The sequence below is a fragment of the Citrobacter sp. MNAZ 1397 genome (assembly GCF_023613995.1).
Taxonomy (GTDB): domain Bacteria; phylum Pseudomonadota; class Gammaproteobacteria; order Enterobacterales; family Enterobacteriaceae; genus Phytobacter; species Phytobacter ursingii.
Map to the genome: position 1 here is coordinate 1254496 of NZ_JAKIVH010000001.1, position 24397 is coordinate 1278892.

Sequence of the window (24397 nt, forward strand, 5' to 3'; positions counted from 1 at the left end):
CCGGGGCGGGAAAACTAACCAGCGCGATGGACGCTCAGACCCGCGTAGGTCTGACTGACGGGCATCATCTCCAGAGTATTGATATTGACGTGTTTTGGCAGCGTAGCCACCCACCAGACCGCTTCGGTAACATCTTCCGGCGTCAGGGCGTTGGTGTTTTCATAGGTCTTTTCGGCTTTTGCGTCATCGCCTTTAAAACGCACATTAGAGAACTCCGTACCGCCTACCAGTCCCGGCTCAATATTGGTCACGCGAACAGCGGTACCGTTAAGGTCGGTGCGCAGATTCAGGCTGAACTGCCGCACAAAGGCTTTGGTGGCGCCATAGACATTGCCACCAGCATACGGCCAGTTCCCCGCCGTCGAGCCGATGTTGATGATATGACCGCGATTACGCTCGACCATACCCGGCAACACTGCCCGGGTCATATACACCAGACCTTTGTTGTTGGTATCGATCATGGTTTCCCAGTCATCCACATTGGCTTTATGGGCAGGTTCGAGTCCCAGCGCTAACCCGGCGTTATTCACCAGTACGTCAATTTCTTTCCATTCAGCAGGCAAATTTGCCAGCATCTCTTCAATGGCTGCACGGTTACGCACATCGACTTGCGCGGTAAACAGACTATCGCCCAGTTGATCTTTCAGTTCTTGCAGGCGCTCCTGACGGCGGCCTGTGGCAATGACTTTGTGTCCATTTTCGATAAAACGACGTGTGATACTCTCGCCAAAACCCGCTGTTGCCCCGGTAACCAAAATTATCATCTTGCTGTTCCTCAACGCTTTTTGTGGTGTATTACGATAGCACGCACCGCTCAGTGGCGGTAACCTAAGTTAAGCCTGGCAAAAAATCTTCACTTTGTGCTACTGATAGATCATCACAGCCAATACCTTGGATGTCTGGTCTGGGGTAACTAACCGCATTCAGGAGTAAAATATGTCGGTAACGAATCCTTTCTTCGATGTCAGCGCACTGCCGTATCAGGCGCCGCGCTTCGATCTTATCCATCAGGATCACTATCGCCCCGCATTTAATCGAGGGGTTGAGGAAAAACGAGCCGAGGTGACCGCCATTGCGCAAAACCCGGCTCCCGCTACGTTCGATAATACCCTGTTGCCGCTGGAGTGCAGTGGTGAGCTGTTGACGCGAGTGACCAGTGTCTTTTTCGCAATGACCTCCGCGCATACCAATGATTTTCTACAGCAGTTGGACGAAGCGTTTTCCGCTGAACTGGCGCAACTGGCAAATGATATTTATCTCAACGACGCGCTGTTTGCGCGTGTTGAATCTGTCTGGCGCAATCGGGAATCAGCCAGTCTTGATGATGAGTCGTTACGCCTGGTTGAGGTCATGTACCAGCGTTTTATGCTGGCGGGCGCGACGCTTTCCGCTGACGATAAAGCTGCGCTGAGAGCATTAAATACTGAGGCGGCGACGCTCACCAGCCAGTTTAACCAACGCTTGCTGGCGGCAGACAAAGCCGGTGGCCTGGTGGTGGATTATCTTCACCAACTCGACGGACTGAGCGATGACGCTATCGCCGCTGCCGCGGATGCCGCGCGAGAAAAAGGGTTGACCGATCGCTGGCTACTTTCGCTATTAAACACGACGCAGCAGCCGGCTCTGGCCGCGTTGCGGGACCGTCAGACGCGCGAAAATCTCTTTACTGCCGGTTGGTTACGTACTTCGCAGGGGGATGCCAATGACACGCGCGCAATAGTCTTACGGCTGGCGCAATTGCGTGCGCAACAGGCATCATTGCTGGGTTTTGCGGATTACGCCAGCTGGAAAACGGCGGATCAGATGGCGGGCTCTCCGCAGGCTGCATTTGATTTTATGCGCGGTATTGCCCCGGCGGCTCGCGCCCGCGCTGAACGTGAACTGGCAGATATTCAGCAGGTCATCGATGAACAGCAGGGAGGCTTCGCCGCGCAGGCCTGGGACTGGTCATGGTATGCTGAGCAAGTAAGACGCGCTAAATACGATCTCGACGAATCGCAGGTAGCCCCTTATTTTGCGCTCAACACGGTACTGAACGAAGGGGTATTCTTTGCCGCGAACCGGCTCTTTGGTATTCGCTTCGTTGAGCGTACTGATATTCCTGTTTACCACCCGGACGTGCGAGTCTGGGAAATTTTTGACCAGAATGATGAAGGGCTGGCACTGTTTTACGGCGATTTCTTCGCCCGCGACTCAAAGAGCGGCGGCGCATGGATGGGGAATTTCATCGAGCAATCGACGCTGCTTTCCACCAAACCGGTTATTTACAATGTCTGCAATTACCAGAAACCAGCAGCCGGGCAGGCAGCGTTGTTATCGTGGGATGATGTCATTACGCTCTTTCATGAGTTTGGTCATACGCTGCATGGTTTGTTCGCCCGCCAGCGCTATGCCACTCTTTCGGGTACCAATACGCCGCGCGATTTCGTCGAATTCCCGTCACAGATTAATGAGCACTGGGCAAGCCATCCGCAGGTGTTCACGCGTTTTGCGCGCCATTATCAGACCGGTGAACCGATGCCGGAAGCGCTGCGCGATAAAATGTTGCGCAGTACCCAGTTCAATAAAGGTTATGACATGACCGAGTTGCTCAGTGCGGCGCTGTTGGATATGAACTGGCACAGTCTGGATAGCGCTACCCAGGTCAGTGATGTCGATACCTTTGAAGCGCAGGCGATTCACCACGAAGGGCTTGATATCAGCGCGGTACCGCCCCGTTATCGCAGCAGCTATTTTGCTCATATCTTCGGCGGTGGTTACGCAGCGGGTTATTACGCCTATCTGTGGACGCAAATGCTGGCGGACGATGGCTTCCAGTGGTTTGTGGAGCAGGGCGGTTTATCCCGAGAAAACGGGCAAAGATTCCGCGAAGCGATTTTGTCACGTGGCAATAGTACTGATTTAGCTGAACTTTATCGCCAGTGGCGCGGTCATGACCCGCAGATTGAACCGATGCTGAAAAACCGAGGCCTGAGCGAGTAGGCTGTGAAAGAAAGAAGAACCGGGAAAATTCCCGGTTTTTTTACGCGTCGTTATTCACTATTACGTTTTCGTTAAAACGAAGCGCAAGCGGAGGCGGCGCAATGTGATTCAAGCGACATAGTTGATAATGAAATAATTTTTTAGTGTGATAATTCATCATGTATAGCTATCGTTAAACGATGGGCGTATGGATTTGGATATTTGATTATTTAAACCCTGCTGACTGATTCTCTGGTTGTATTATCTTTGCTTTCTTCCGGTTATAAACGGGGAAGTTGTGCAATTTGGAAGGCAAGCCGGTTTGATGAGTATTATTTACGCTCGGATTATTCCTGAAATTAATATGTCAGCCAGTATGATGTAATAATTACATCCCACTCAGGTACGTGTTTATTAATGTGAATGCAAGATGAGGAAAGTACTGTTATTTATCAAAGATAAACCAGTAGAATTAATCGACGTCAAACCTTATGCGCGTAAGGTTAATTGTATCTACCCGGGGGCGGTTGTAAGAAGTCTGGCCATAGAGATTGCCTTTGTCACGTTTAGCAATGGTAAGTGTGGTGCCATCTCTTTTGTCGCAGACCGCTATGTTTCTCAAACGCATCTTGTAGAGGCCTGGAATAAGCTGGTACGCAACGGTGAGAAGTAAATAGGTTACGGGGCCTGCTATAAATACAGCAGGCCGCATAATGGGTACCAGACCGCCCAGGAATCGGCTTAAGCGCCTCGTACATGGGGTGACAGTTTGCGCCATGAGAAAAACAGATTCAGTGTCCCACCCCAGAACACGCCATCAACGAGGCCGGTAATAACGCCGAACAACGCGCTGAATTGTGCAGCATGATGCGCCTCAGGATGCAAAGATAACCAAACCAGCAGACAATATTTCGAGACGAAGGCAATAATAATAAAGATTAGCGTCAGCGGTGTGCCCGCCCGAATAATCTTTTCACTGTGTGGTTTGTTTTTTAAACGAGGCTGGTTTTTCCACAACTGCCACCCAGCCAGAATACCAAACGCAAGGCCGATTGACATCCCCATTAGAGATGCAACATTAAAATTAAATGCTTCCTTTAAACCCCATACACCCCATATCAGAAAGAGTAGCGGTAAAATAAATAATTGACTGATATTCATCTCTCGCGCTGAGAGTGCGGCATAACCCCGCAGAATAAGAAAGAAAAATAGTATCCATACCCAGAACGGGGTATGACTAATGATGCCGAAAATGGTCACGGTTATTCTCCTGTCGGAATGTTTTGTCCGGCAGAAGTATGTGCAAAGACAGAAGAGAACAACACGACTTGTGCACGACAGAGGCATGACATCAACACGACAGGGCATTATTACTCGCGCAGCGCGCTGTTTTTATGGCGGTGATACGTCCTGTAACGACATCGTTTTTGTTTATTCGACGCAAGGTGCGTTAAAATCTCCCTCCTTGTTGGTAGATGACATAGCTAATAATGATTTTTCCTGGTTCATCCGATGTGCAGGTTCCTGAAACGGAACTGGCACGCAAAAGCATGTTTAAAGCGTTGTTGTACCGTGACCGCACGCCTGTCGCAGTATTAATTTCTGCCGCCATTGTCGGTACCCTCGTCGGGCTTATTGGTGTTGCGTTCTTTCGCGCCGTGAATGCCGTGCAGCACTGGCGAACAACCTTTTTGCATCAGGCAAACATAAGCGGGTGGTCGCTTTGGGTTCTGGCTTTTATCATCTCCGGGCTGTTGGCGATGCTCGGTTATCTTCTCGTCAGACGTTTCGCGCCTGAGGCGTCGGGTTCAGGTATTCCGGAAATCGAAGGTGCGCTGGAAGAGTTACGTCCTGTACGCTGGTGGCGAGTCATACCTGTGAAGTTTTTTGGCGGCATGGGAACACTCGGAGCAGGTATGGTGCTGGGCAGAGAAGGGCCAACCGTTCAACTCGGCGGTAATATTGGCCGAATGGTCACTGACCTGCTGCGGATACAGCATGGCGAGGCTCGCCATTCACTGCTGGCAACGGGGGCCGCCGCCGGGTTGGCCGCCGCGTTTAATGCCCCGCTGGCGGGGATCCTCTTTATTCTTGAAGAGATGAGACCACAATTTCGCTACAACCTTATCTCCATTAAAGCCGTTTTTATTGGCGTGATCATGGCCAGCATCGTCTTTCGCATATTTAATGGCGAAAGCCCGGTCATTGCCGTAGGGCAGTTATCCAGTGCGCCGGTCAATACATTGTGGCTGTATCTGGTGCTGGGGATGTTATTTGGTCTCGTCGGTGTGTTATTCAATCGCCTCGTGTTTCTTTTTCAGGACGGTTTTCAGCATATCTATGCCGGGCGAACGGGACGAACTCTGCTGATTGGGGGATGTATTGGCGGCGGTTGCGGCATTCTTGCGCTCCTTTATGCGCCTGGTGCCGGTGGCGGTTTTGAGCTGATCCCCGACGCTGCCCACGGGGGTTATACCTTTTATGCGTTGATTGTGATGTTTCTGGTCCGTCTGCTGACAACACTGCTGTGTTTCTGCTCCGGGGCACCTGGCGGGATTTTCGCGCCAATGCTGGCTTTGGGCACTGTGCTGGGTACCGCCTACGGTGTTGGCGTGGCGGATTTATTCCCGGCCTATGGGCTTGAGGCTGGTACGTTCGCGATTGCCGGAATGGGGGCACTCTTTGCTGCGTCCGTTCGTGCTCCGCTGACAGGGATCGTCCTGGTTCTGGAAATGACAGATAATTATCAGTTAATACTTCCTATGATTATTACCTGCCTTGGTGCGACATTACTCGCGCAATTTCTCGGCGGAAAACCGTTATATTCTTCAATTCTGGCGCGTACATTGGCAAAACAGGCGACACAAGAAAGCGCCGTACGCTCATAACGCCCACCGCTCCGGTTCGACGGCCCTTAGCCTGTGCCGTCGAATTTCACCACGATCACCTTGTTGCTGAGATCAAAACGGTCGGATCATTGCGATTTTTTAATCTGGATCGTCTTCCCGATATTTTACGCTTGTTAATCAGCGCCATACTATGCTGATAATATCAATGCCGCGTTACTGCCGGGCAATTCGATAAAAGTAATCCGTACTAAAACCTGTTCAAGAGAGGGAGTGCGCGATGGACTATTTTTTCTTGATTATAAACAGCGTAATGGCCGGTGCGCCAGGATACTTTCCTGACGCTATCAGGGCGATGTCTGAACGGTCCGGTGAAAAATTATTAAATATCTCGGCTATCATTCTGCAGCCTATCGCATTGCAAAAACTGACGGATGCCCACCGGGAACAAATAAACAATCTCTGCGGAAATATCATATTACTTGCAGAGCAAGATGACCTTGAAACCTTTAAAATGAAAGTGAAAGCGTTTGGCGAAAAATGCAATTCGGTCAGCTAAATATTCAACAGAAATGTAGGTGCGTTGGCACTTTCAATGCCTGAGTTTCGTGGTTTCCATGACGAAGGAAATGGTCATATTTGTTAAAAAAGGGGATTTGGCGGTATGGTCAATGCGATGTAAAAACGGGGGAACAGGCCAGTTTCTCAGGCAGTCAGAGGGGAAATGCATAAATAGTCGTTAAAGCGTCGCCACACGACCTGAAAGCGACGCTTTCATTGTAAACAATCCAGGCATTTATTTGACGCTCTCGTCCATTGTCACATTCATTGTGACGCCGCCTTTATTGTTCGGATCGTCAGTATAGGTAATCAGTACGTCTTTGCTGGCGACACGTAATCCCTCGGCTTTTGGCGTAGAAGAAACGTACCCTCCGTTATTAAACTCGACGGTTGTTGTCGTTACACCGGCATTTTCTGTCTCAGTGATAAAGAGGGAACCGCCATGTTTGACATTGACGGTTGTGATTACACCAATGACTTTATGTTCACCGGACTCAGGATCAAAAGAAATTTTCGGCATTTTTCTCTCCTCGGGCAGACAGACTATCTGCATTCACTTTTTATCCCATATTTATATTAACGGCCTGGTGGGGAATAAGTTGAGTTTTTTCGCTATCCAGAATCAATTTTTTAGTTAAGAATATGTTTACTTTGCATTAATTCATTATGCCGCACACAAGCGGAGGGCCAGACTAGTAAAACATACCCGGTGCGACTAAACTTAAATGGTCTGGTCTGGCAAGCCGACAAGCAACAGTTATGACGTGATGAATCCCCCTCAGCGGCGGGGCTGGTCTTAATACCATGCAAGTCGTGAATAGCGAATGCGTTTCTGGCTGACCGTCAGGAACACCGGGAGGCACCCGGCATCACAGTTTCTACACCCTGTAAGACTCCTTTCTCCTTATTGAGTCTTTCTCTTTTGCCGTACATGTTGAGTGAACTTGCATAACACTCATCCCGGCGAATTACTCGCAGAGCGTCCCCATGAAAGAGGGTTATTACTGGATCCAGCATCAGGGTATTGTGCAGGTGGCTTACTATACCCACGATAAAGTTGAAGATATGGATACAGGAAAAATAATGACCGGTGTCTGGCGACTTACTGAAGGGTTTGAGATCTGCCATGATTTTGATGTGGAAATCGTTGGCGGACCCCTTGCCTTAACGGATAAAGGTTAAATGTGTTTGATCATGTGCTGCTTAGCTTAGCGAGTCCGTCTGTTTTTATCCTGGTTCCGCCAGTGAATAGTGGCAGTCATATTTATGCCACATTTGGGCTGAATAAACGCTTTGGCAGAAATGTGAATGCTGAGATCTCACTCCTGATTTGAGCGGATATACTTTTTATGAGCCGCTTATAAAAGGGGTAAGACAATGATTTACTCATCCATAAAAACGCACTACCTGTCAGCAGAATCCGGCGATCGCCTTGTTCGTTATGACATTATCGCGACAGACTCCGATACCTATTTAGTGAAGGTCATTGACGAGCAAAAAAGCACGATGGCTGAGCCTAAACCATTACTACTCATTGATCAGTTTCATGTAACGCGCAGTGATTATTTTGAACACTACGGTATCAACGTGGCGCAACAGGCGATAACGTTCAATTTACCGCCCTCATTTGAAGACTATCTTCTGCTTTATTGCCAGCGACACCGAAACAAGTATGTTTAGCACTACGCCGCTCTCGGGCGGCTTTTGCCGTAATAAGGATTTGCTATCGTTATACTTACCGCTTGTCGTGGATCGTTTGATGCACAACAGGCCTGTTTAACCCAAAGGAGAGTGACAATGAGACCGAAAATCACACCGGAAGAGGTTGCGTTACTGGTAGAGGATTTAGATATGCTGGGTGAACAAAATCTCGTTGGTATTGAGGCCTATGAAGCGCTCTACCTACTGGAAATGCGCCGTCAGACAGCAAAACTCAATGATATCAAGCGTATACTGGGAGAGAAAGAGGAGTAAATATTGCGGACCTATCCCTGACTCCGTTGTTTATGGGGTGTCCGCATCGTTCATTACCTTCATCAGCCCTATCTGGCGCTTTACTTTTTACTCAGTGGAGAGACCAACTCACGGATAATCTCGACCTTCTGCTGCGGTGATAACCACAGGCGCTGGGGTAGCCATGCTGGTTTGTGTTGTTTGGCGAACGAGTGAAACAGTTGATTGAGCCAGCTATCGATATTCATGCGTACCTCCTTATTGGTTAACGCGAGTGTACGCATTAATTGCGGAACAAAAACTGAGCTTATTGAATCAACTGTTCCGCATTTAATTCCCTCAATGCCCAGACCGTTCATGTGCAACCAGCAGGCGCGAATAAGCTGACACAAAGATATGGTAGATTAACGCCTCCACTAACAACGGAGTGTTGTAATGAAAGCGATAGGTATTTTTTGTGGTTCATCTTCCGGGGAGAATCCGCTGTATATCGAAACAGCGCGCGATGTGGGTAAAATCCTCGCGACGGCTGACATTTCTCTTGTGTACGGTGGCGGTAAGGTTGGCCTGATGGGCGCCGTTGCCGATGCCTGCCTGGCGCATGGCGGACATGTGGCGGGGGTTATGCCTCGCGGGCTGTTCGAAAAGGAGATCGCTCATCAGGGGCTGAGTGAACTTCACGTCGTTGAAAATATGCACGAGCGAAAAACCAAAATGGCGGCGCTGTCGGATGGCTTTATCGCATTGCCAGGTGGAGCGGGTACACTGGAGGAGATCTTCGAACAGTGGACCTGGGCACAGCTTGGCATTCACCACAAACCCTGCGCGTTCCTTAATATCAATGGTTACTACGATCCGTTAAAGGCGATGGTTGAGAAAATGGTTGCCGAGGGATTTATGCATGCCCGCTACGCCGAAATGTTACCGTTTTCAACGGATGTCGAACGTGTCGTGACGTATTTCCGTAACTATCAGGCGCCCGCGAGTAAGTGGGTAAAAAATTAACCACATTGAATTCTGCTGCGCCGGAAATCTCCCGGCGCAGTACACGCAGGAAAGAGTGTTATGCCACACACTGTACATCCCGTCGCCGCCGTTCTGGGGGTAATCGTTCATGAATCTCGTATACTTCTTGTACGCCGTTCTAACCCACCGGACGCAGGTTTTTGGGGATTTCCGGGGGGAAAAATCGAGGCAGGCGAAACCCTGGAACAGGCGGCAATACGCGAAGTAAAAGAAGAGACCGGGCTGAGGGTAATTTGCCTGGCGAAAGATGTGCCTCTGGAGGCATTCGATTACGGCGCAGCCGGAGAGCTTCGCTACCATTATCTGCTGATCCCAGTCATTTGTGCCTGGCAGGGAGGGGAACCGAGTGCCGCATCGGATGTTTTTGACGCACGTTGGTTTAACGCTGCTGATTTACGGAGCGGTGATTTTTCTTTCAGTAAAGATGTCGTGGAACTGGCGATAAAACAGATCAACGCTGTTCATTCGTGAGTGTCGATATTATCGCAATGAAGTTAACGGAAAAACGGTATCACCGTTGGCAGGCCGCAACATTCACAACTGCGGCCCGTCAATCCGCTGCTCCGTAATCAAAGGTGTTATGTTTTGCTAGTGTCTTTTTTCTTTGTTAAAAGAGACGTCGCCGCGGCCGTTACAATCCCTATAAGAGGCATGGCTATTGCGCCTGCCATGAAGTTATGCTGATCTATTTCCTTTTCCTTGCGAATATCAGCAAAGCGAGCAAGCGCCAGTGTTTCATTCGCGGCGATGACCTCTTCAAACTGCTTTTCATAACCCTGCTCAGTCAACTCAACGGCACGTTGTTCCTCCGATTTTTTCAGAACAACGGTCTGTTTATCCTTTTTAAAAAAACAGTATTCCGGCATGAGGCGCTCCTTAAGGAGGAAAGGGCATTAAGCTTTAACAGCGTACCAATTTTAATCAAACCAGGCACCTGCTTAGGAATGATTTTTACATCGCCTCAATCCCTGGACTGAAAACACCGGCACATATTCGATGGGGTAGCCAACGGGATAACATTTATAACCTGCGTGGCTAAGGTGCGATGGATATACTGGCAGATAATCCTGCCACCAGCTCTACACCCTGTGGCAGGGTATCTATGTGAATACGTACCGGGACGCGCTGAGCAAGTCGTACCCAGTTAAACGTCGGCTCCACTTCGGGCAGGCCAAGCCCGCCCGTGTCGTCGTTATTATCACCAATCCCATGCCCGATACTCTCAACGTGACCTGTCAGTACGGGCTCGAATCCCATCAACGCAATATGCGCTGTATTTCCCACGCGAATATGGCGCAGCTTCGTCTCCTCAAAATAGCCTACTACCCAGAAGCTGTTCGCATCGACGATGGCCACTTTCGTTTCGCCGGCAGTTGCATAGTCACCAGGGCGAAGCCTGAGATGCGTGACATATCCAGCAACCGGCGCCCGAACGGTGGCATGGGACAGATTGAGCTCTGCCAGTTCCAGCGCGGCCAGCGCGCCATGATAATTCGCGGTTGCGACATTCGCCGCGCTGCTCGTTTGCTGCAAATCCTCGCTAGATATCATGCCTTTTATCTGCGCACGGCGTCGGGCGGCATCCTGGCGCATCAGCATTTCATGACGTTTAGCATCGACATCAGCCTGCGCGCTGAGCAACGCCAGCGTCAGCCAGTGGGGATCGATGGTGTAGAGTACATCGCCACGGTTAACCCACTGATTGTCTCTGACCGCTACGCTGATAACCGGCCCTGATACATCCGGCGCGATTTGTACCACATCAGCACGAACCCGGCCATCACGGGTCCAGGGCGTCTGTGCATAATGCTTCCACAGCATGAAAGCCAGAATAGCTGACACAGCGACAGCGCTGAGTGTCAGCGCATAGCGGGTCAACAAAGAGAGGAACGATTTCATGCAAATAACCCCAGTGCGTTAAAATCCTGCAGGAGCAGGAAAAAAGTGACGATATACATGGATAAACCAATCAGCGGGCGGCAAGGCAAACGGCAATAGAGCCTGCTGAAAGATAAAAGCGGCACCAGCAACAGTGTGCAGGCCAGGCTAACGAGCGCAATGACCAGCAACCCGGGGAGATAGACGCCCCCAATATTAATGTCATTCAGCATTCTTATGTTCCTTGTTGCGATCCCGTAGCGCGCAGTACAGGTCAGCGAGCCTGTCAACCACCTGGCGCGATGGCTCATCTGCCGCAGGCAGAGAGAGGCTAATCGTTGACGCAATACGTTCGCGTAAGGCAAAAATGTCTTTTGTGTGGATAAGCTGGTAAAGCAGGTCATTGATCTCTCTGGCGGTATCCCTTTCCGCCCGCGAATAGCAGTGGCGTAAATGCATGACAGAGAGACCAATACGCAGGTAGTGCAACATATGCTCAAGCACCTGTCCCGAGGCGTGTTCACTGCGTTGCAAACGCGGCAGCAATAAAGCTGTTCTGTCGATCATCAGATTGGTCCAGTACATTTCATCGGGTCTAAAAACACCTTTCACACTGCGGCGGATATCACGTCGGCATAGTTTCAACAGGCGGTTTATTGCTGCGTCTGCCTGTACCGTTTGCAGCAAACTCATGCTGACGACGGCAAAGCCGATAGCGGCAAATAAGGCAATCGACGTATTGATGGCGCCGGCGAAGTCTCCGCTGTAATGCGCACCTAATTCGCAAAGGATAGGCAGTGTGAGGGTGATACCCATGGCCATAAACGTAGACGGCGGGCGCGCCTGGAGCGATCCGGCCAGCAAATATGCCGGCGCAAGCACCGCAATCAACACCGCGAAGTCGGTCACTTGTGGAAGCAGGACAAAGCTGTAGAACAGGCTTATCAACACGCCCCAGACGGAACCAATAATGTATTTCACAAGATGCTGCGCTGGCGTGTCGAAACTGGCAAACAGCGTACAGCAGACCCCAAGAACAGAGACCGCCGTTGCGCCATCTGGCCAGGCAGAGTAAATCCAAATCAGACAGCCGCTTAATATTATCGAGAAAGCGCCCAGCGCGGTGCGCGCGGCGCTAAGGGGATCACGGTGGAAAACATAACCTTTTGCGGCGTTGACCTCGGGTAGCACCGATGCGGGTTTCGCATGACGAATCGCATTAGAAAGACGTGCGCATTGCTGCAAAAGAACAATGGCCTCGGTCAGGTGGCGCGTAAAACTGACCTTTATCGCGTCCTGAATTGTCGCCATCTGCGAAGCGTACAACCCCGTTAACTGCTCACTGCGTTTTTGGAGCCCATCGGCGGTGATTTTCTGCTCGCTTTCCTCCCCGACGGTAAGCCATGTCCGGACATCCTGTAGCAATATCTGCAACTCGACCGGCATTTCCTCAGGCGCCTGTAAGCGGTCGCGTAATTCACAATTCACAATCAACAGACGTGCCAGTCTGTCATGGATGGCTTTTCTTGCCTGGCGGACCGGTGCCGCAAGGGTAAAGTCATAAGGGATATGGTGGCTGATACCCTGCAGGAACTGCAGCGTCAGCGCCAGATGAAGACTATCTGAATTCTCATCGGGTTTGCCTGCCAGGGTGTCGGCAATCCTCAACCGTGCCGAGCGCAGTGTCTGCGATAATTTATTGTTGAACAGCCCTGAAATACGCGCAGGCAACACGTACCTGTGAATAAACGCGGCGCAGAAAATACCAATCATGATCTCCTGCACGCGAAGAATAGCGATGTTAAAAATAGAGCCGGGATCAAACACCGCAGGAAAACCAATCAGGCTTGCGGTGTAACCGGCTAATACAAAAGCATACGCACGCGAGGTGCGTACAAGGAGGGATAAATAGAGGCAGAAGGTTATCCAGCCTGTGAGCATCACGCTGCAAAGCACCGGCGTGTTCACAAAAGTCGGCACGATCAAGACGGTCGCCCCGGCTCCTGCGACCGTCCCGGCCAGACGATAAAGACTTCTGCTGAGTGACGCGCTCACCGACGTTTGCGAGACAATATATACGGTAATGATTGCCCAGGATGGGCGCTCAAGACCTATCGATAGCGCAATAAAATAGGCGAGCATCGCAGCGGTAAAAGTCTTTGCCGAATAGAGCAGCGCGTTAGCATCGTTTAGCAAAGCAGGAGAGGCCGCACGGCGTAACAGCTTGCTGACAGCACGCAAAAAATGACAATGATAGAGAGCGAATGTATTCATGCCGGGCATTATTACCGGCTTGCGTATGCCATTAAATACTCTATTCTGTCAAAAAATACCTAAATGTTGCCAATTCCATGAAGCCGCAATTCGTTACAACATTGTTTGACCCTGATGCCACATCATCGCCGGCAGTGGCGCGCCATCTGGATTTTATTGATTACGAGGCCGAAGTGCCGGTGCATACGCACCGGAAGGGGCAACTGATCATTGCGCTGTATGGCGCGGTTATCTGCCGCGCGGAAAATGACATATGGATAGTGCCGCCCAATTGCGCCGTATGGATACCTGGCGGGATCCCTCATAGCGCCAAAGCCACCTGGAATGCGCATCTTAATTATTTATTTATTGAACCCGGCGCCACGGCGCTTCCGGAGAAATGTTGCACGCTGGCGATTTCGCCGCTGATTAAAGAACTGGTAGACCGACTAACGCGAGAGGGCATTGAATACCCGCCCGATAGTCATGCAGCCCGGCTGACCAGAGTGACACTTGACGAGTTAGCCACGATGCCGCAACAGAAATTAAGTCTGCCTGTATCGGCCCATCCCAAAATACGTGCAATGGCTGATGCACTGGTCAGTAACCCGGAGGATCGCAGCACCTTTAAAACATGGGCAAAACGGCTGGCGCTCAGCGAGCGATCGCTGGCGCGCTTGATGCTACGTGAGACAGGGCTAACGTTCGGGCGATGGCGTCAACAGCTCCATCTGATTCTTGCCCTACAGGCGCTGGCAAGCGGCGTCTCGGTACAGAACGTGGCGGCAAACCTGGGGTATGAATCAGTGAATGCTTTCATCACCATGTTCAAAAAAACAATGGGCAGCACGCCGGCGCACTATTTTACCGAACGCAAAACTGACGTCCGTTAATTGGCAGGTTTTGTATGAAAGCTGAACAAAAGTGATCCAGACGGCGGCATGAAAAGAAAGTTAATGGGCGTCTTTGAACAGAAATGACATGCATGTATAACTATTTGAGTAAGACCTTCAGAGGTGGCCTGGTGGCGCCATTTATGATTCCCCCAACAGTTGAATCCAGACGAGCATTTTTTTGAGTATGTACTGTTTAAAATAAACACTATCGCTTTTCTCAGCCGGAGAATATGCCGTGAATGCCAACCTAAAATATGCAAGTAGTGAATTACGCGATCCTGTCCAGGCCGTAGCCGAATTTGCCAGCATGATTGGCCATGAGGATATTGAAACCATCTTATTTTTTTGCTCTCCGGACTATGATCTTGAAATCTTAGGCAGCGAATTAAAAAAAACCTTTTCATGCACCCTTATAGGATGTACCTCTTCGGGTCAAATTGGCCTGGAGGGTTTTCAGCACTCCGGGATGCTCGGCCTGGGCTTAGGGCGTGATTTCCGGGCCACCGCTTTTATGATCCATCCCTTAGTTGAATATTCTGCCGTTATCGCTGATATGGCTGAAAAAATCCGTTTTGACAGCGAGGCCAGGCCGAATATTAATCGCTTCGGTTTGTTGCTCGTCGATGGGCTTTCGATGGCGGAAGAGCGCCTTGTCGCTAATCTTTATCAGCAGATAGGCAATGTGCCTATCATCGGAGGATCGGCTGGCGATGACCTGCGCTTTGAACAAAGCTTTATTTACGACGGGCATGGCAAATTCATTTCAGATGCTGCGGTGTTTGCAGTTATTGAGACCAGATCTCCTCTCACCACATTCAAAATTCAACACTTTATTCCCAGTGACGTGGAATTAGTGATTACAGAAGCCGATCCTGAGAAACGGGTTATTTTTGAGATCAATGGCGAACCTGCGGCAAAAGTTTACGCCGAATCCCTTGGCCTGAGCGTGGACGAGTTAACGCCGACGATATTTTCGCGTAACCCACTGGTACTCTCATTTGGCGATGAACCTTATGTACGCTCTATTCAGAAATGGAACGACGATTTTTCGTTAACCTGCTATTGCGCCATTGAAGAGGGGTTAATTATTTCGATTGGCATAGCGGAAGACCCCATTGAGACCTTTAGACAATCTTTTGAAAAGGTTAATGAAATAATTCCGGACCCGCGTGTCATCATCGGTTGCGATTGTATTCTTCGCCGTCTCCAGTTTGAAGAAGAAGGGCTTGAACAACCGATTAGCGACATTATGCGACAGAATAATGTGATTGGTTTTTCGACCTACGGCGAGCAGTACAATGGACTGCACGTTAACCAGACATTCACGGGTGTTGCTATCGGAGGATAAATTATGTCTTCTTTTACTCAGGCACCCCACGCGGGCCTGTCACAGGCAGAGTATGAACGCAAACTTCTCGCCCGCGATAAAACGATAGACGTCCTGAAACGTCGCATAGCGCAAGAGGCCAGGCATAGCCACACAACGCCTTTCGCTATTCTGGAGCAAAATATTGGTCTCGAGAAAGTCGTTGCCCGCAAGACGATGGAACTCGAGAACGAGCGGCGTGAACTGGAAAAAGCGTTATCCGAATTACGTTTAACGCAAGCTCAACTGTTGCAGGCGCAGAAAATGGAATCCATTGGTCAGCTTGCCGCAGGCATTGCTCATGAAATTAACACACCGACCCAGTACGTTTCAGACAATGTCGGGTTTGTGAAAACCGCCCATTTAACGCTGACAAACGTACTCGATGCCGCGCTTGCGGTGGTTGAGGTTGCGCGTGCGAAACTGGGCAATGAGCCGACGATCGAGGCATTCGATGCGGTATTAAAACGCGCCCGGATTGATTTTTTGCGCAACCAAATCCCCTCAGCGTTAGATGAATCTCTGGAAGGGCTTGGCCACATTGCGAAAATTGTGGCTGCCATGAAGGAGTTTTCTCACCCCTCGCAAAACGAGAAAGAATCTGTCGATGTCCGTGAAGTCATTCGTACAACCGTGACGGTGGCGCGCAATGAATGGAAATATGTCGCCGACCTGGAAACCGAATTTGGCGACGATCTGCCGTTGCTGCCCTGTCTGCGCGATATGGTTGGGCAGGCCATACTTAATTTGGTGGTCAACGCTGCCCATGCGATTGCGGATACGCTGCAGAAAGGTGTTAAGGAAAAAGGCCGTATTGTTATCTCTGCCGGGCAAAACGGTGACGTTATGGAAATACGCGTGCAGGACGATGGTAGCGGTATACCCGCCGCCATTCGCGACCGTATTTTCGATCCTTTCTTCACGACCAAAGCCGTGGGTAAGGGCACGGGGCAGGGGCTCGCGATTGTTTACTCGACGGTAGTGGACAAACACATGGGGCATATCCGTTGCGAGTCTGAGGAAGGGGTGGGTTCGACGTTTATATTGCAATTTCCGCTTCATAGTCGCAAGGAGGGGTGAACGGCATGCAGGTCATGTTTGTCGACGACGAAAATCGTATCCTCTCGGGCATTGAGAGATCTGTCATGATGTATAACCCCGACTGGGAATGTCGCTTCGCAAGTAGTGGTCCGCAAGCGCTTACCATGCTTGAAGAGACTCCGGCGGATGTAGTGGTATCGGATATGCGCATGCCTTTTATGGATGGGGCTGAATTGCTCGCCCGGATTCGCGATCGCTGGCCCGGTACGGTTCGGATTATCCTTTCTGGCTATTCAGAACCTACATCGACCCAGCGCATGCTTCAGGTCGCTCACCAATTTGTCTCTAAACCCTGTGACAGCACGGCATTGATAGCGATGATCGAAAACACGCTCACGCGACGTCATGCTATTGAGGATCCGCGGGTCATTGACATCGTGGGTCATATCAGCCACCTGCCAGCCGCGCCTGAGATATTCACCGAACTCAAACAGCGCCTTTCCGATACGGATAACGATATCCAGCGCATCATTGAACTCGTTGGACGCGATCCCGCGCTGACGGCCAGATTTATACAGATTGCGAATTCAGCATGGTTCACACGCGGCGCACAGAGTCACGATATCGCGAGTGCTCTTACCCATCTGGGCCTGGAGCAGATAAGGTTACTCATCCAGACCCCCGAATTTTTTGCTGATGAGAGCAGTCAGCCCCGCAACAAGGCGTTACAACGTAACGCCTTTCTTGCCTCCCAACTTGCCGCGCGCATATGCGGCCATCAGGGTCTGGAGTCAACAGCCGCCTTGCTCGCCAATATTGCTCAGCTTCTTCCTGATGCACACGCCAACCTTTCCTCTGCGGGTTGCGCAACGGTGGGGGCTTATTTGCTGGCGTTGTGGGGATTGCCCGGGGATCTCGTAGAGATTGTTGCCCGACACGCTGAGCCTTCCCGTTTCGCAAATAATCTTTTCGGCGCCATGGGTACCGTACATGTTGCGGTCGCGCTGGCGAACAACGACGAACCCGATCACGTTTATCTTGAACAAACAGGCATGCTGAACCAGCTCCCTTTGTGGCAGCAAATGCTTGCTCATATAAAGGAGAACCTTCATGACTGATACTGCCCTCGCTCGGGTGCTGTGCGTGGATGATGAACCGAATGTGCTCGCCGCTATTGAACGCAATCTTTTTGGTGAATTTGAGGTGGTGGTGGCAAAGAGCGGCGAGGCGGGTCTTGATGCCGTTCGTTGGGGAGAAAAGTTTGCCGTCATCGTATCCGATATGCGTATGCCGGGTATGGACGGGGCGACTTTTCTGGCGAAAGCGAGAGAAATCTCGCCCGATAGTGTGCGAATACTGCTCACCGGTCAGGCTGATGTGCAATCCTCCATCGCGGCTATCAATAAAGGCGCCATTTTTCGCTATCTGTGCAAGCCCTGTCCAAAAGACGAGCTGATTGCCACGCTGAATGACGCGGTGCGTCAGTATCGGCTGATTCGCGCCGAAAAAGAGTTGCTGGCCACCACCCTGACGGCATCGGTGAAAACGCTGACCGAAGTGCTGGCGATGGTCGCTCCATGGGCGTTTCAGCGCTCCGCTTTCGCTCAGTCATGTGTGATTCATGCGTTACCGAAACTGGAGTGGCCCGATGAATGGATTTACACCATCGCGGCTTCGCTGAGCCAGATAGGTTGCGTTGGTATTCCGGCGGATATCGTCCAGGCAGATGCGGCCCAACGAAAACTGTCGGAGGAAGAGAAAAAACTGCTGCTCGGGCATCCGGAGGTCGCCGGACGGTTGGTAGAGAATATTCCGCGCCTCGAACTGGTAGCGGGAATTATACGTCACCAGGCGAAAGAACCGGCGCCGAATGTTCCGCTGGAGGTTTTGCGAGGGGCGCATTTGCTACGTGCCGCGCTTGAACTGGAAAAACATGCCGTACGTGGCTGGAGCCTGGAGCGCCCATGGGAAATTTTGCGTGCGGCAACGCCACCACTGCCCGATTACATCATTAAGGCGTTGTCAGATTTTCGTGCAAACGTGAGCGGTGTTCGTTCTGCGCATATTCGCGAACTGCTGCCCGGATGGGTGGTTGAGGAAGATATCCTGACATCGAATGGCCTGATGGTATTGACAAAAGGGCATGAACTTACTGACACCGCTATTTCTGCGCTTCAGCGATTGTTGTCTGTCGATGCCATTAAAGAGCCTATTCGCGTGCGGGGAACAACGACCTCAGGAACGTAATTATTGCCCTCTGTCGTTGAAAGGATCGCGCTGGCAGGAAATAATACCGAGTCGATGTCTGAATATAATGCAATAAAAAACCCGCACCAGGCGGGTTTATTTTTATCAGTAAATTTTATCTGCTCAGACTAATGTCTTCATCGCTATTGTAAACATCACTGATAATTAGCGCGACTTACAGCGGGGTGACGTTACCAGCCGCAGGGCCTTTCGCGCCACTTTCGATAGTGAAGGAAACTTTCTGGCCTTCATCAAGCGTTTTGTAGCTGTCGCTCTGGATAGCAGAGAAATGAACAAAGACATCTTTGCTGCCGTCATCAGGAGTGATAAAGCCAAAACCTTTATCGGAGTTGAACCATTTTACTAAACCAGTCATTTTGTTAGACATAGATACTTCCTTAAATTTATGGGCCACGCAGAGTGGCAATAATGGCCTGTAATGTTAGAGTAACTTATTTGGCACTTAGGAGGAGGCTCACGAAGAAGGGTATCTATGGATAACACTTGAACTGAGGACTGCTTTACTAAAACTGCTTTCATAAGGTCTGTATTCCAAACCGATGACGCTATTAAGACATAGCGAAATTAATTAAGCAACGTTTATATTTTTTTATTTTAACTGCCGGTCGATGTCTGTTACCAGCTATAACGATGCGGCGGCCAGCGCAGACGCCCAGCCGCCGCTGGCTACCGTGGCGCAGTCATTGCACAAGGCGAAGCGAGTAATGGTGTGTCATTGATCCCGCCCGCCATGATAAAAACCGACCGCCAGCGCGTGTTTAGTTTACGTGCGGAAAATCCACCACGGTATCGTTGACACGGTTGATCATATTGGTGAACAGAATTGCGCTGATCGCACTGATGATTTCCACCACCTGACGATCGCTAAAGCCTGCCGCCAGGAAGCGGGTTACTGTTTCTTCCGCCAGCGTTCCGCGGGTTGAGACGACGGTTGAGACGAATTTCACCAGGGCATCAATACGGGCGTCATCCGGATATTCTCCCCGACGCAATGCCTGCGTTTGCGCGAGGCTGTAACCGGCCATTTTGCCCGTTAAGGTATGCGCGGCCAGGCAATAATCGCAGCCGGAGCGCTCGCTCACAACCAGGTTGATGGCTTCCAGCTCTTGTTTACTGAGCGTACTTTTTGCAAGCGTAGCATTGTGCTGCAGCGCCTGGGCAAGGATCTCTGGCGCAATACCGATAGTCTGATAGGCGTTTGGCACTTTACCCATAGCACGTTTGATCATAGTGAAAAGTTCGGCAGTCTGGCCTGTGGCATTTTCGACCTGAATTGAGGTTAAACGACTCATGATTTTCTCCTGTCAGTTAATGTGTGTCACCGTATCGGCGATAGAGACATCATAGGGCGTCGGGCATGCTATTATTGGCCCCAAAGCCGCTATTTTTTGTCTTAACGTCTCAGGAGCGCGAGTGGATAACCTCAGTTCGTTACTTGCTGTGCTGGCCCCGCAATGCGTTGTGAATCTACATTGTCGGTTTAACGGGAGATGGGCTGCTGACCATCAGCAGCGGCCTGGCGGCATTGTGCCATGGCATGTCATCATGCGCGGGGAGGCGCGCCTGCATATTGCGGGCAAAACCCTCAATGTCTGCGCAGGGGATGTTCTGCTCCTTCCTCATGGTTCCCCCCATCTCCTTGAAAGCCTGGTGGAGTGGGGACAGGTCGTACCGGCGCAGGGACATCATAATGGCATTCTGACGCAAGTGAGTACGGAAGGGCCAGGGCCATCCGTTGAAGTATTGTGCGGGGAGTTTCATTTCGGTCCGGACTGCCGCTGGCTGTTCGCCGAAGAGCAGGCGCTTATTCATCTTCAGACGGCGGAGCGCAAAAGCTTTCCTGAACTGGAAACGTTACTGACGATGTTAGTCCGTGAAAGCCAGAACAGTTTGCCGGGCAGTCTGGCGATGGTTAAAGGGCTGGCGAATACACTACTGGCGATGATGCTGCGGATATTACTTTCACTGCGACAACCACCGCCCGGCATGTTGCGGCTAATGAGTGATAAGCGCCTCTCACCGGCATTATTAGCCGTCTTTGCGGACCCGGCATACCCGTGGACTCTCGAGTCTATGGCTGAGCGTTGCTTTTTATCGCGCGCCACTTTTGCCCGGCATTTTGCGCACAGTTATCACCAGACGCCACAATCATGGCTGACACAGTTGCGCATGGCGCTGGCCTCGCGGTTACTGATTGATGAAAGGGCGCAGGCGGTGGACGCCATCGCCGAACGGTGCGGCTTTTTATCGCTCTCATCGTTCACTAAAGCCTTTAAAAAACGCTATGGCATTACTCCGGCCGCGTACCGAAAAGAGAGCCAAAAACCGGGAGCGCGGGACAGCTAGCGTCGCTCCGCGACATGCGTGTTCAGGGCAGACGGGCTTCTTACTCTTCCGTGTTATCTGCCCGTACGAAGGGACTGCGGCGGGATGCCATAACCGCGAATAAACACTTCCCGCATATGACGCCTGTCGCGAAAACCGGCCTCGCGGGCAATGGTATCGAGGGAGAGGCGGCTTTGCTCAATCATTAATCTTGCCGCTTCAAGCCGTAATCCTTCGATAGCTTTGGCCGGCGATTTCCCCGTTTCCTGACGAAACAGGCGGCTGAGCTGGCGGGCGCTGACATGCACGGCATCGGCCAGTAGTTCCACCGTCAGCGTTTTGTGTAAGTTGTTGCGGGCATATTCGAGCGCGCTTTGCAGACGATCCGAACGTGGGGCCAATGACAGCATTTCCGAATGCTGTGTCTGGCCTCCGGAACGGCGTTGATTCATGACCAGACGATGCGCCACAATACGGGCAATATCTGCGCCCAAATCTTTTTCCACCATACCCAGCGCCATATCCAGCCCGGCGGTCATCCCGGCAGATGTCCAGATGGTGTCATCAATAATAAAGATCCGGTCATCTTCAAGCTGAATGCCGGGATGCATCGTCATGAAGTTGCGGGCATGCGCCCAGTGAGTGGTCGCGCGTTTTTGTTCCAGAAGCCCGGCCTGCGCCAGCACAAATGCGCCAGTGCAGATGCCGGCGATGCGGCGTGCTTTGCGGGCGGACGTTTGCAGAAAATGAATGACCGCCGGACTTGCGGGCTCCTCCACCGGGGAAAGCACCCCCGCTACCAGCCAGGTATCTACCGGCGTTTCATCGCTGAACTGTTCAGAATCAACGCCAATTCCTGAGGATGAACGTACTTTGCCGCCGGATTCGGAATAGACCGTCAACTGGTAAAAGGGTTTTTCAGTAATGAGGTTAGCAAATTCGAAGACCGTCAGCGTTGACAAGGCCAGCATCTGAAAATGGTCAGAAATAATCAATCCTATCCGGTGCATCGCAACCTCTTTATGGCAATTCAGCACTGGCCCATTGCGCAGAACGGGCACGTAACCGTTCCGATATACCCAGGCTGACGAGTGCCAGCAACAGAAACAGCATTGAGCTTATCATCACGCCGTAAAAACCGGTCAGCGGATAAAGCCAGGAGGCCACCGCTGAACCAAAACCGATACCGCAGAACATAAAGGCGCTGGTTAAGGCCAGTGAAATTCCCCGCGTTTCTGCAGACGATATTTCCACGATACGTCGCTGCTGCGTTGGCCATATCAGATCCGTTGAAAAGGCCCACACCACCAACAGAATAAACAACCACGCCAGTTGGGCGGGTAACAGCGTTATGAGCAGCATATCTGCGACCAGCAAAGTCAAGCCGACGCTCAGCAAGCGTTCCGCACTGTAACGCCGTGCGGCGCGGCTGACAAAAAGGTTTCCCAGAATACCCGCCACGCCAATAACCGTCAGGGCGATAGAGACATCAGCGGCTTCGCCGTGCCAGCGATCGCGAATTATCGGCGAGATAAACGCATACATATCGTATACCCCCGAGGTGATAAAAAAGACCACCAAAAACGCAGACAGAGTTTTACCGTCGGTCAGTACCTGGCCGACATGGCGTAAACGAATATCGACGCCTTTTACCACATTCGGCACCAGCAGCCACACACCCGCAGCCGTGAGCAGGCTTATCAGCGCGACAAGGGCAAACAAGATCCGCGCGCCCCATGCATGCGCTATCCACGCGGCGAGCGGTATACCCACCATGCTTGCCATCGACACGCCGAGCAGAATCATGGCGATGGCGCTGCCACGTTCTTTGGGAGACACTAACTCTGCGCCAAGCGCCACCAGTACCGGACCTATTAACGACGCGCCAAGCCCCATCACGATACGTGAAATAACCAGCAACGTGTAATTCGGCGCGAGAGCAAAAATAGCCGCCCCCAGCGCGAACACCAGCATGCCTGCCAGTACCTGCGCCCTGCGCATCAACGTGCCGAACATCACTTGCGCCAGCGGCGCGCCCAGGGCAAACGTCAGGCCGAAAATAGAGAGCAGGCGAGCACTTTGTGCATCACTGAGTCCCCACTCAAGGGAAATGGCAGCCAGGCTGCCTGCAACGGAAAGAGAACCTGTCGCCTGAATAAAATAAGCAATACTCAGGGCGTTGAGCGCGCGTCGTTGCGGCGTGGCAATGTGATTTTGCATCATTAACTCCTGCCGGGGGCAGTTGCCTGCCCCGCATCAGATCACGCAACCGGGATCGGGTTTTCCATCATTGACTGATTAAACGCGTTAACCATGGCGTGTTCATTCGCGCCGGGATTTGCGCGGGCAGGGAGCACGCTATCGACAATGGCTTCGGGGTTATCCGTGGCCAGTTTTTCGAAGGTCTGTTCGATAAAGTCCGCCAGGGGCATCGCCCGGGAATCACCACTTTTGTAGATCAGATCGGTATCTACCCATGGTGGCGCAATCTCTATTACGCTCACGCCCGCATCGCGAAGCAAAAAGCGCTGGGAGAGGGTATAGGAGTGGATCGCCGCTTTGGTTGCGCAATAGAGCGCATTCGTGACCAGCGGCAAAAAGGCCAGTATGGAACTGTTATTGATCAGTACTGCATCCTGTTGCTGCTTAAGATGTTCAATGAACGCGGCGCTCACCCGAACAGTGCCCAGCAGATTGGTATCCAGCAGCGTGGTCGCCATCTCATCATCCAGTTCAGCGGCAGGATTATCAAACGGCATAATGCCTGCGTTATTTATCACCACGTTTAGTGCCGGATAGCGAGACAGGACTTCCCGCGCCGCGTCTTTAATACTTAACGCATTTGTGACATCCAGTACCACGGAATCCATACCCGGATTGGCGGCAGTCACGGTGTCCAGCAGCGCTTTGCGACGACCAGAGATAATCACCTGGTTGCCAAGTTGATGAAATTTTTCCGCCATGGCGCGACCGATGCCCGAGGTGCCGCCAGTGATAAAAAGGGTGTTTCCGGTGAGTTTCAT

The 24397-nt window shown here is 51.4% G+C and carries 28 protein-coding genes; 15 read left to right on the forward strand and 13 right to left on the reverse strand.

The genetic code is table 11. From position 1 onward, the window contains the following. Positions 1-14 precede the first annotated feature (14 nt). Positions 15-764: a bifunctional NADP-dependent 3-hydroxy acid dehydrogenase/3-hydroxypropionate dehydrogenase YdfG gene (ydfG, locus tag L2097_RS05805; protein WP_047370190.1), complete on the reverse strand. Its 750-nt coding sequence runs from the start codon at positions 762-764 to the stop codon at positions 15-17. A 172-nt stretch (positions 765-936) separates the two neighbouring features. On the opposite strand from ydfG, the gene dcp reads away from it, so the two are divergent. Next, entirely contained in the window at positions 937-2982 is a 2046-nt protein-coding gene (gene dcp / locus L2097_RS05810) for a peptidyl-dipeptidase Dcp (protein ID WP_250352329.1), read from the forward strand. A gap of 409 nt (positions 2983-3391) precedes the next feature. Beyond that, on the forward strand, positions 3392-3634 hold the full coding sequence (locus L2097_RS05815) for a hypothetical protein (RefSeq protein WP_250352330.1): 243 nt from the start codon (positions 3392-3394) through the stop codon (positions 3632-3634). A gap of 68 nt (positions 3635-3702) precedes the next feature. Here the strand turns inward: L2097_RS05815 and L2097_RS05820 are convergent, their stop codons facing one another. Continuing rightward, on the reverse strand, positions 3703-4221 hold the full coding sequence (locus tag L2097_RS05820) for a DUF6622 family protein (protein ID WP_250352331.1): 519 nt from the start codon (positions 4219-4221) through the stop codon (positions 3703-3705). A 230-nt stretch (positions 4222-4451) separates the two neighbouring features. Here L2097_RS05820 and clcA point away from each other — a divergent pair, with 230 nt between their 5' ends. Continuing rightward, positions 4452-5849, forward strand: coding sequence for a H(+)/Cl(-) exchange transporter ClcA (clcA, locus tag L2097_RS05825; protein ID WP_284453916.1), 1398 nt, complete (start codon positions 4452-4454; stop codon positions 5847-5849). 238 nt (positions 5850-6087) lie between these two features. After that, positions 6088-6366: a hypothetical protein gene (locus L2097_RS05830; protein WP_250352332.1), complete on the forward strand. Its 279-nt coding sequence runs from the start codon at positions 6088-6090 to the stop codon at positions 6364-6366. A 237-nt stretch (positions 6367-6603) separates the two neighbouring features. On the opposite strand, the gene L2097_RS05835 is transcribed toward L2097_RS05830, so the two are convergent. Beyond that, complete coding sequence (locus tag L2097_RS05835; protein WP_047370196.1) at positions 6604-6888, reverse strand: hypothetical protein; 285 nt, start codon at positions 6886-6888, stop codon at positions 6604-6606. A 467-nt stretch (positions 6889-7355) separates the two neighbouring features. Here L2097_RS05835 and L2097_RS05840 point away from each other — a divergent pair, with 467 nt between their 5' ends. The 3 genes from L2097_RS05840 (at position 7356) to L2097_RS05850 (ending at position 8342) form a co-directional block, all read left to right on the forward strand. After that, positions 7356-7550 (forward strand): hypothetical protein, encoded by a 195-nt coding sequence (locus tag L2097_RS05840; protein ID WP_047370197.1) that lies wholly within the window; start codon positions 7356-7358, stop codon positions 7548-7550. Between the two features lie 195 nt (positions 7551-7745). Then, a complete protein-coding gene (locus tag L2097_RS05845; RefSeq protein WP_047370198.1) occupies positions 7746-8048 on the forward strand; it encodes a hypothetical protein in 303 nt (100 codons plus the stop codon). A 117-nt stretch (positions 8049-8165) separates the two neighbouring features. Then, entirely contained in the window at positions 8166-8342 is a 177-nt protein-coding gene (locus L2097_RS05850; RefSeq protein ID WP_167337876.1) for a hypothetical protein, read from the forward strand. An 80-nt stretch (positions 8343-8422) separates the two neighbouring features. Here L2097_RS05850 and L2097_RS05855 read toward each other — a convergent pair whose 3' ends face one another. Continuing rightward, positions 8423-8569, reverse strand: a complete 147-nt coding sequence (locus L2097_RS05855) for a hypothetical protein (protein ID WP_167337877.1) — start codon at positions 8567-8569, stop codon at positions 8423-8425. Between the two features lie 187 nt (positions 8570-8756). Between L2097_RS05855 and L2097_RS05860 the strand changes: the two genes are divergently transcribed. Together L2097_RS05860 and L2097_RS05865 are read left to right on the forward strand one after the other, a co-directional pair. After that, positions 8757-9326, forward strand: coding sequence for an LOG family protein (locus L2097_RS05860; protein ID WP_250352333.1), 570 nt, complete (start codon positions 8757-8759; stop codon positions 9324-9326). A gap of 60 nt (positions 9327-9386) precedes the next feature. Continuing rightward, on the forward strand, positions 9387-9818 hold the full coding sequence (locus tag L2097_RS05865) for an NUDIX hydrolase (protein WP_250352334.1): 432 nt from the start codon (positions 9387-9389) through the stop codon (positions 9816-9818). A 107-nt stretch (positions 9819-9925) separates the two neighbouring features. Here the strand turns inward: L2097_RS05865 and L2097_RS05870 are convergent, their stop codons facing one another. The 4 genes from L2097_RS05870 to L2097_RS05885 form a co-directional block, all read right to left on the reverse strand. After that, entirely contained in the window at positions 9926-10213 is a 288-nt protein-coding gene (locus L2097_RS05870) for a hypothetical protein (protein ID WP_250352335.1), read from the reverse strand. A 169-nt stretch (positions 10214-10382) separates the two neighbouring features. Further along, positions 10383-11246, reverse strand: coding sequence for an efflux RND transporter periplasmic adaptor subunit (locus L2097_RS05875; protein ID WP_250352336.1), 864 nt, complete (start codon positions 11244-11246; stop codon positions 10383-10385). Further along, a complete protein-coding gene (locus L2097_RS05880; RefSeq protein ID WP_250352337.1) occupies positions 11243-11458 on the reverse strand; it encodes a DUF1656 domain-containing protein in 216 nt (71 codons plus the stop codon). The genes L2097_RS05875 and L2097_RS05880 overlap by 4 nt, the downstream gene beginning before the upstream one ends. Next, entirely contained in the window at positions 11448-13499 is a 2052-nt protein-coding gene (locus L2097_RS05885; protein WP_250352338.1) for an FUSC family protein, read from the reverse strand. Before L2097_RS05885 ends, L2097_RS05880 begins: the two co-directional genes overlap by 11 nt. 77 nt (positions 13500-13576) lie before the next feature. Between L2097_RS05885 and L2097_RS05890 the strand changes: the two genes are divergently transcribed. The 5 genes from L2097_RS05890 to L2097_RS05910 all read left to right on the forward strand — a co-directional run bounded on the left by L2097_RS05890 (position 13577) and on the right by L2097_RS05910 (position 19028). Beyond that, positions 13577-14371: an AraC family transcriptional regulator gene (locus tag L2097_RS05890; RefSeq protein WP_250352339.1), complete on the forward strand. Its 795-nt coding sequence runs from the start codon at positions 13577-13579 to the stop codon at positions 14369-14371. A 238-nt stretch (positions 14372-14609) separates the two neighbouring features. After that, positions 14610-15722: an FIST N-terminal domain-containing protein gene (locus L2097_RS05895; RefSeq protein WP_047370205.1), complete on the forward strand. Its 1113-nt coding sequence runs from the start codon at positions 14610-14612 to the stop codon at positions 15720-15722. A 3-nt stretch (positions 15723-15725) separates the two neighbouring features. Next, positions 15726-16820 (forward strand): sensor histidine kinase, encoded by a 1095-nt coding sequence (locus L2097_RS05900; protein ID WP_250352340.1) that lies wholly within the window; start codon positions 15726-15728, stop codon positions 16818-16820. Between the two features lie 5 nt (positions 16821-16825). Next, positions 16826-17899, forward strand: coding sequence for an HDOD domain-containing protein (locus L2097_RS05905; protein ID WP_250352341.1), 1074 nt, complete (start codon positions 16826-16828; stop codon positions 17897-17899). Continuing rightward, entirely contained in the window at positions 17892-19028 is a 1137-nt protein-coding gene (locus tag L2097_RS05910; RefSeq protein ID WP_047370208.1) for a response regulator, read from the forward strand. The genes L2097_RS05905 and L2097_RS05910 overlap by 8 nt, the downstream gene beginning before the upstream one ends. A gap of 175 nt (positions 19029-19203) precedes the next feature. Here L2097_RS05910 and cspE read toward each other — a convergent pair whose 3' ends face one another. Together cspE and L2097_RS05920 are read right to left on the reverse strand one after the other, a co-directional pair. Then, positions 19204-19416 (reverse strand): transcription antiterminator/RNA stability regulator CspE, encoded by a 213-nt coding sequence (gene cspE / locus L2097_RS05915; RefSeq protein ID WP_250352342.1) that lies wholly within the window; start codon positions 19414-19416, stop codon positions 19204-19206. Positions 19417-19807: 391 nt separating this feature from the next. Beyond that, on the reverse strand, positions 19808-20341 hold the full coding sequence (locus L2097_RS05920) for a carboxymuconolactone decarboxylase family protein (protein WP_047370209.1): 534 nt from the start codon (positions 20339-20341) through the stop codon (positions 19808-19810). Positions 20342-20462: 121 nt separating this feature from the next. On the opposite strand from L2097_RS05920, the gene L2097_RS05925 reads away from it, so the two are divergent. Continuing rightward, complete coding sequence (locus L2097_RS05925) at positions 20463-21395, forward strand: AraC family transcriptional regulator (protein ID WP_250352343.1); 933 nt, start codon at positions 20463-20465, stop codon at positions 21393-21395. Positions 21396-21448: 53 nt separating this feature from the next. On the opposite strand, the gene L2097_RS05930 is transcribed toward L2097_RS05925, so the two are convergent. From L2097_RS05930 to L2097_RS05940, 3 genes are read right to left on the reverse strand one after another with little or no spacing between them, the layout of a single operon-like run. Further along, complete coding sequence (locus tag L2097_RS05930; RefSeq protein ID WP_250352344.1) at positions 21449-22384, reverse strand: GlxA family transcriptional regulator; 936 nt, start codon at positions 22382-22384, stop codon at positions 21449-21451. Between the two features lie 10 nt (positions 22385-22394). Beyond that, positions 22395-23594: an MFS transporter gene (locus L2097_RS05935; protein ID WP_502799305.1), complete on the reverse strand. Its 1200-nt coding sequence runs from the start codon at positions 23592-23594 to the stop codon at positions 22395-22397. A 41-nt stretch (positions 23595-23635) separates the two neighbouring features. Continuing rightward, the gene (locus L2097_RS05940; RefSeq protein ID WP_250352346.1) at positions 23636-24397 is read right to left on the reverse strand and encodes an SDR family oxidoreductase; all 762 of its coding nucleotides are present in this window, start codon (positions 24395-24397) and stop codon (positions 23636-23638) included.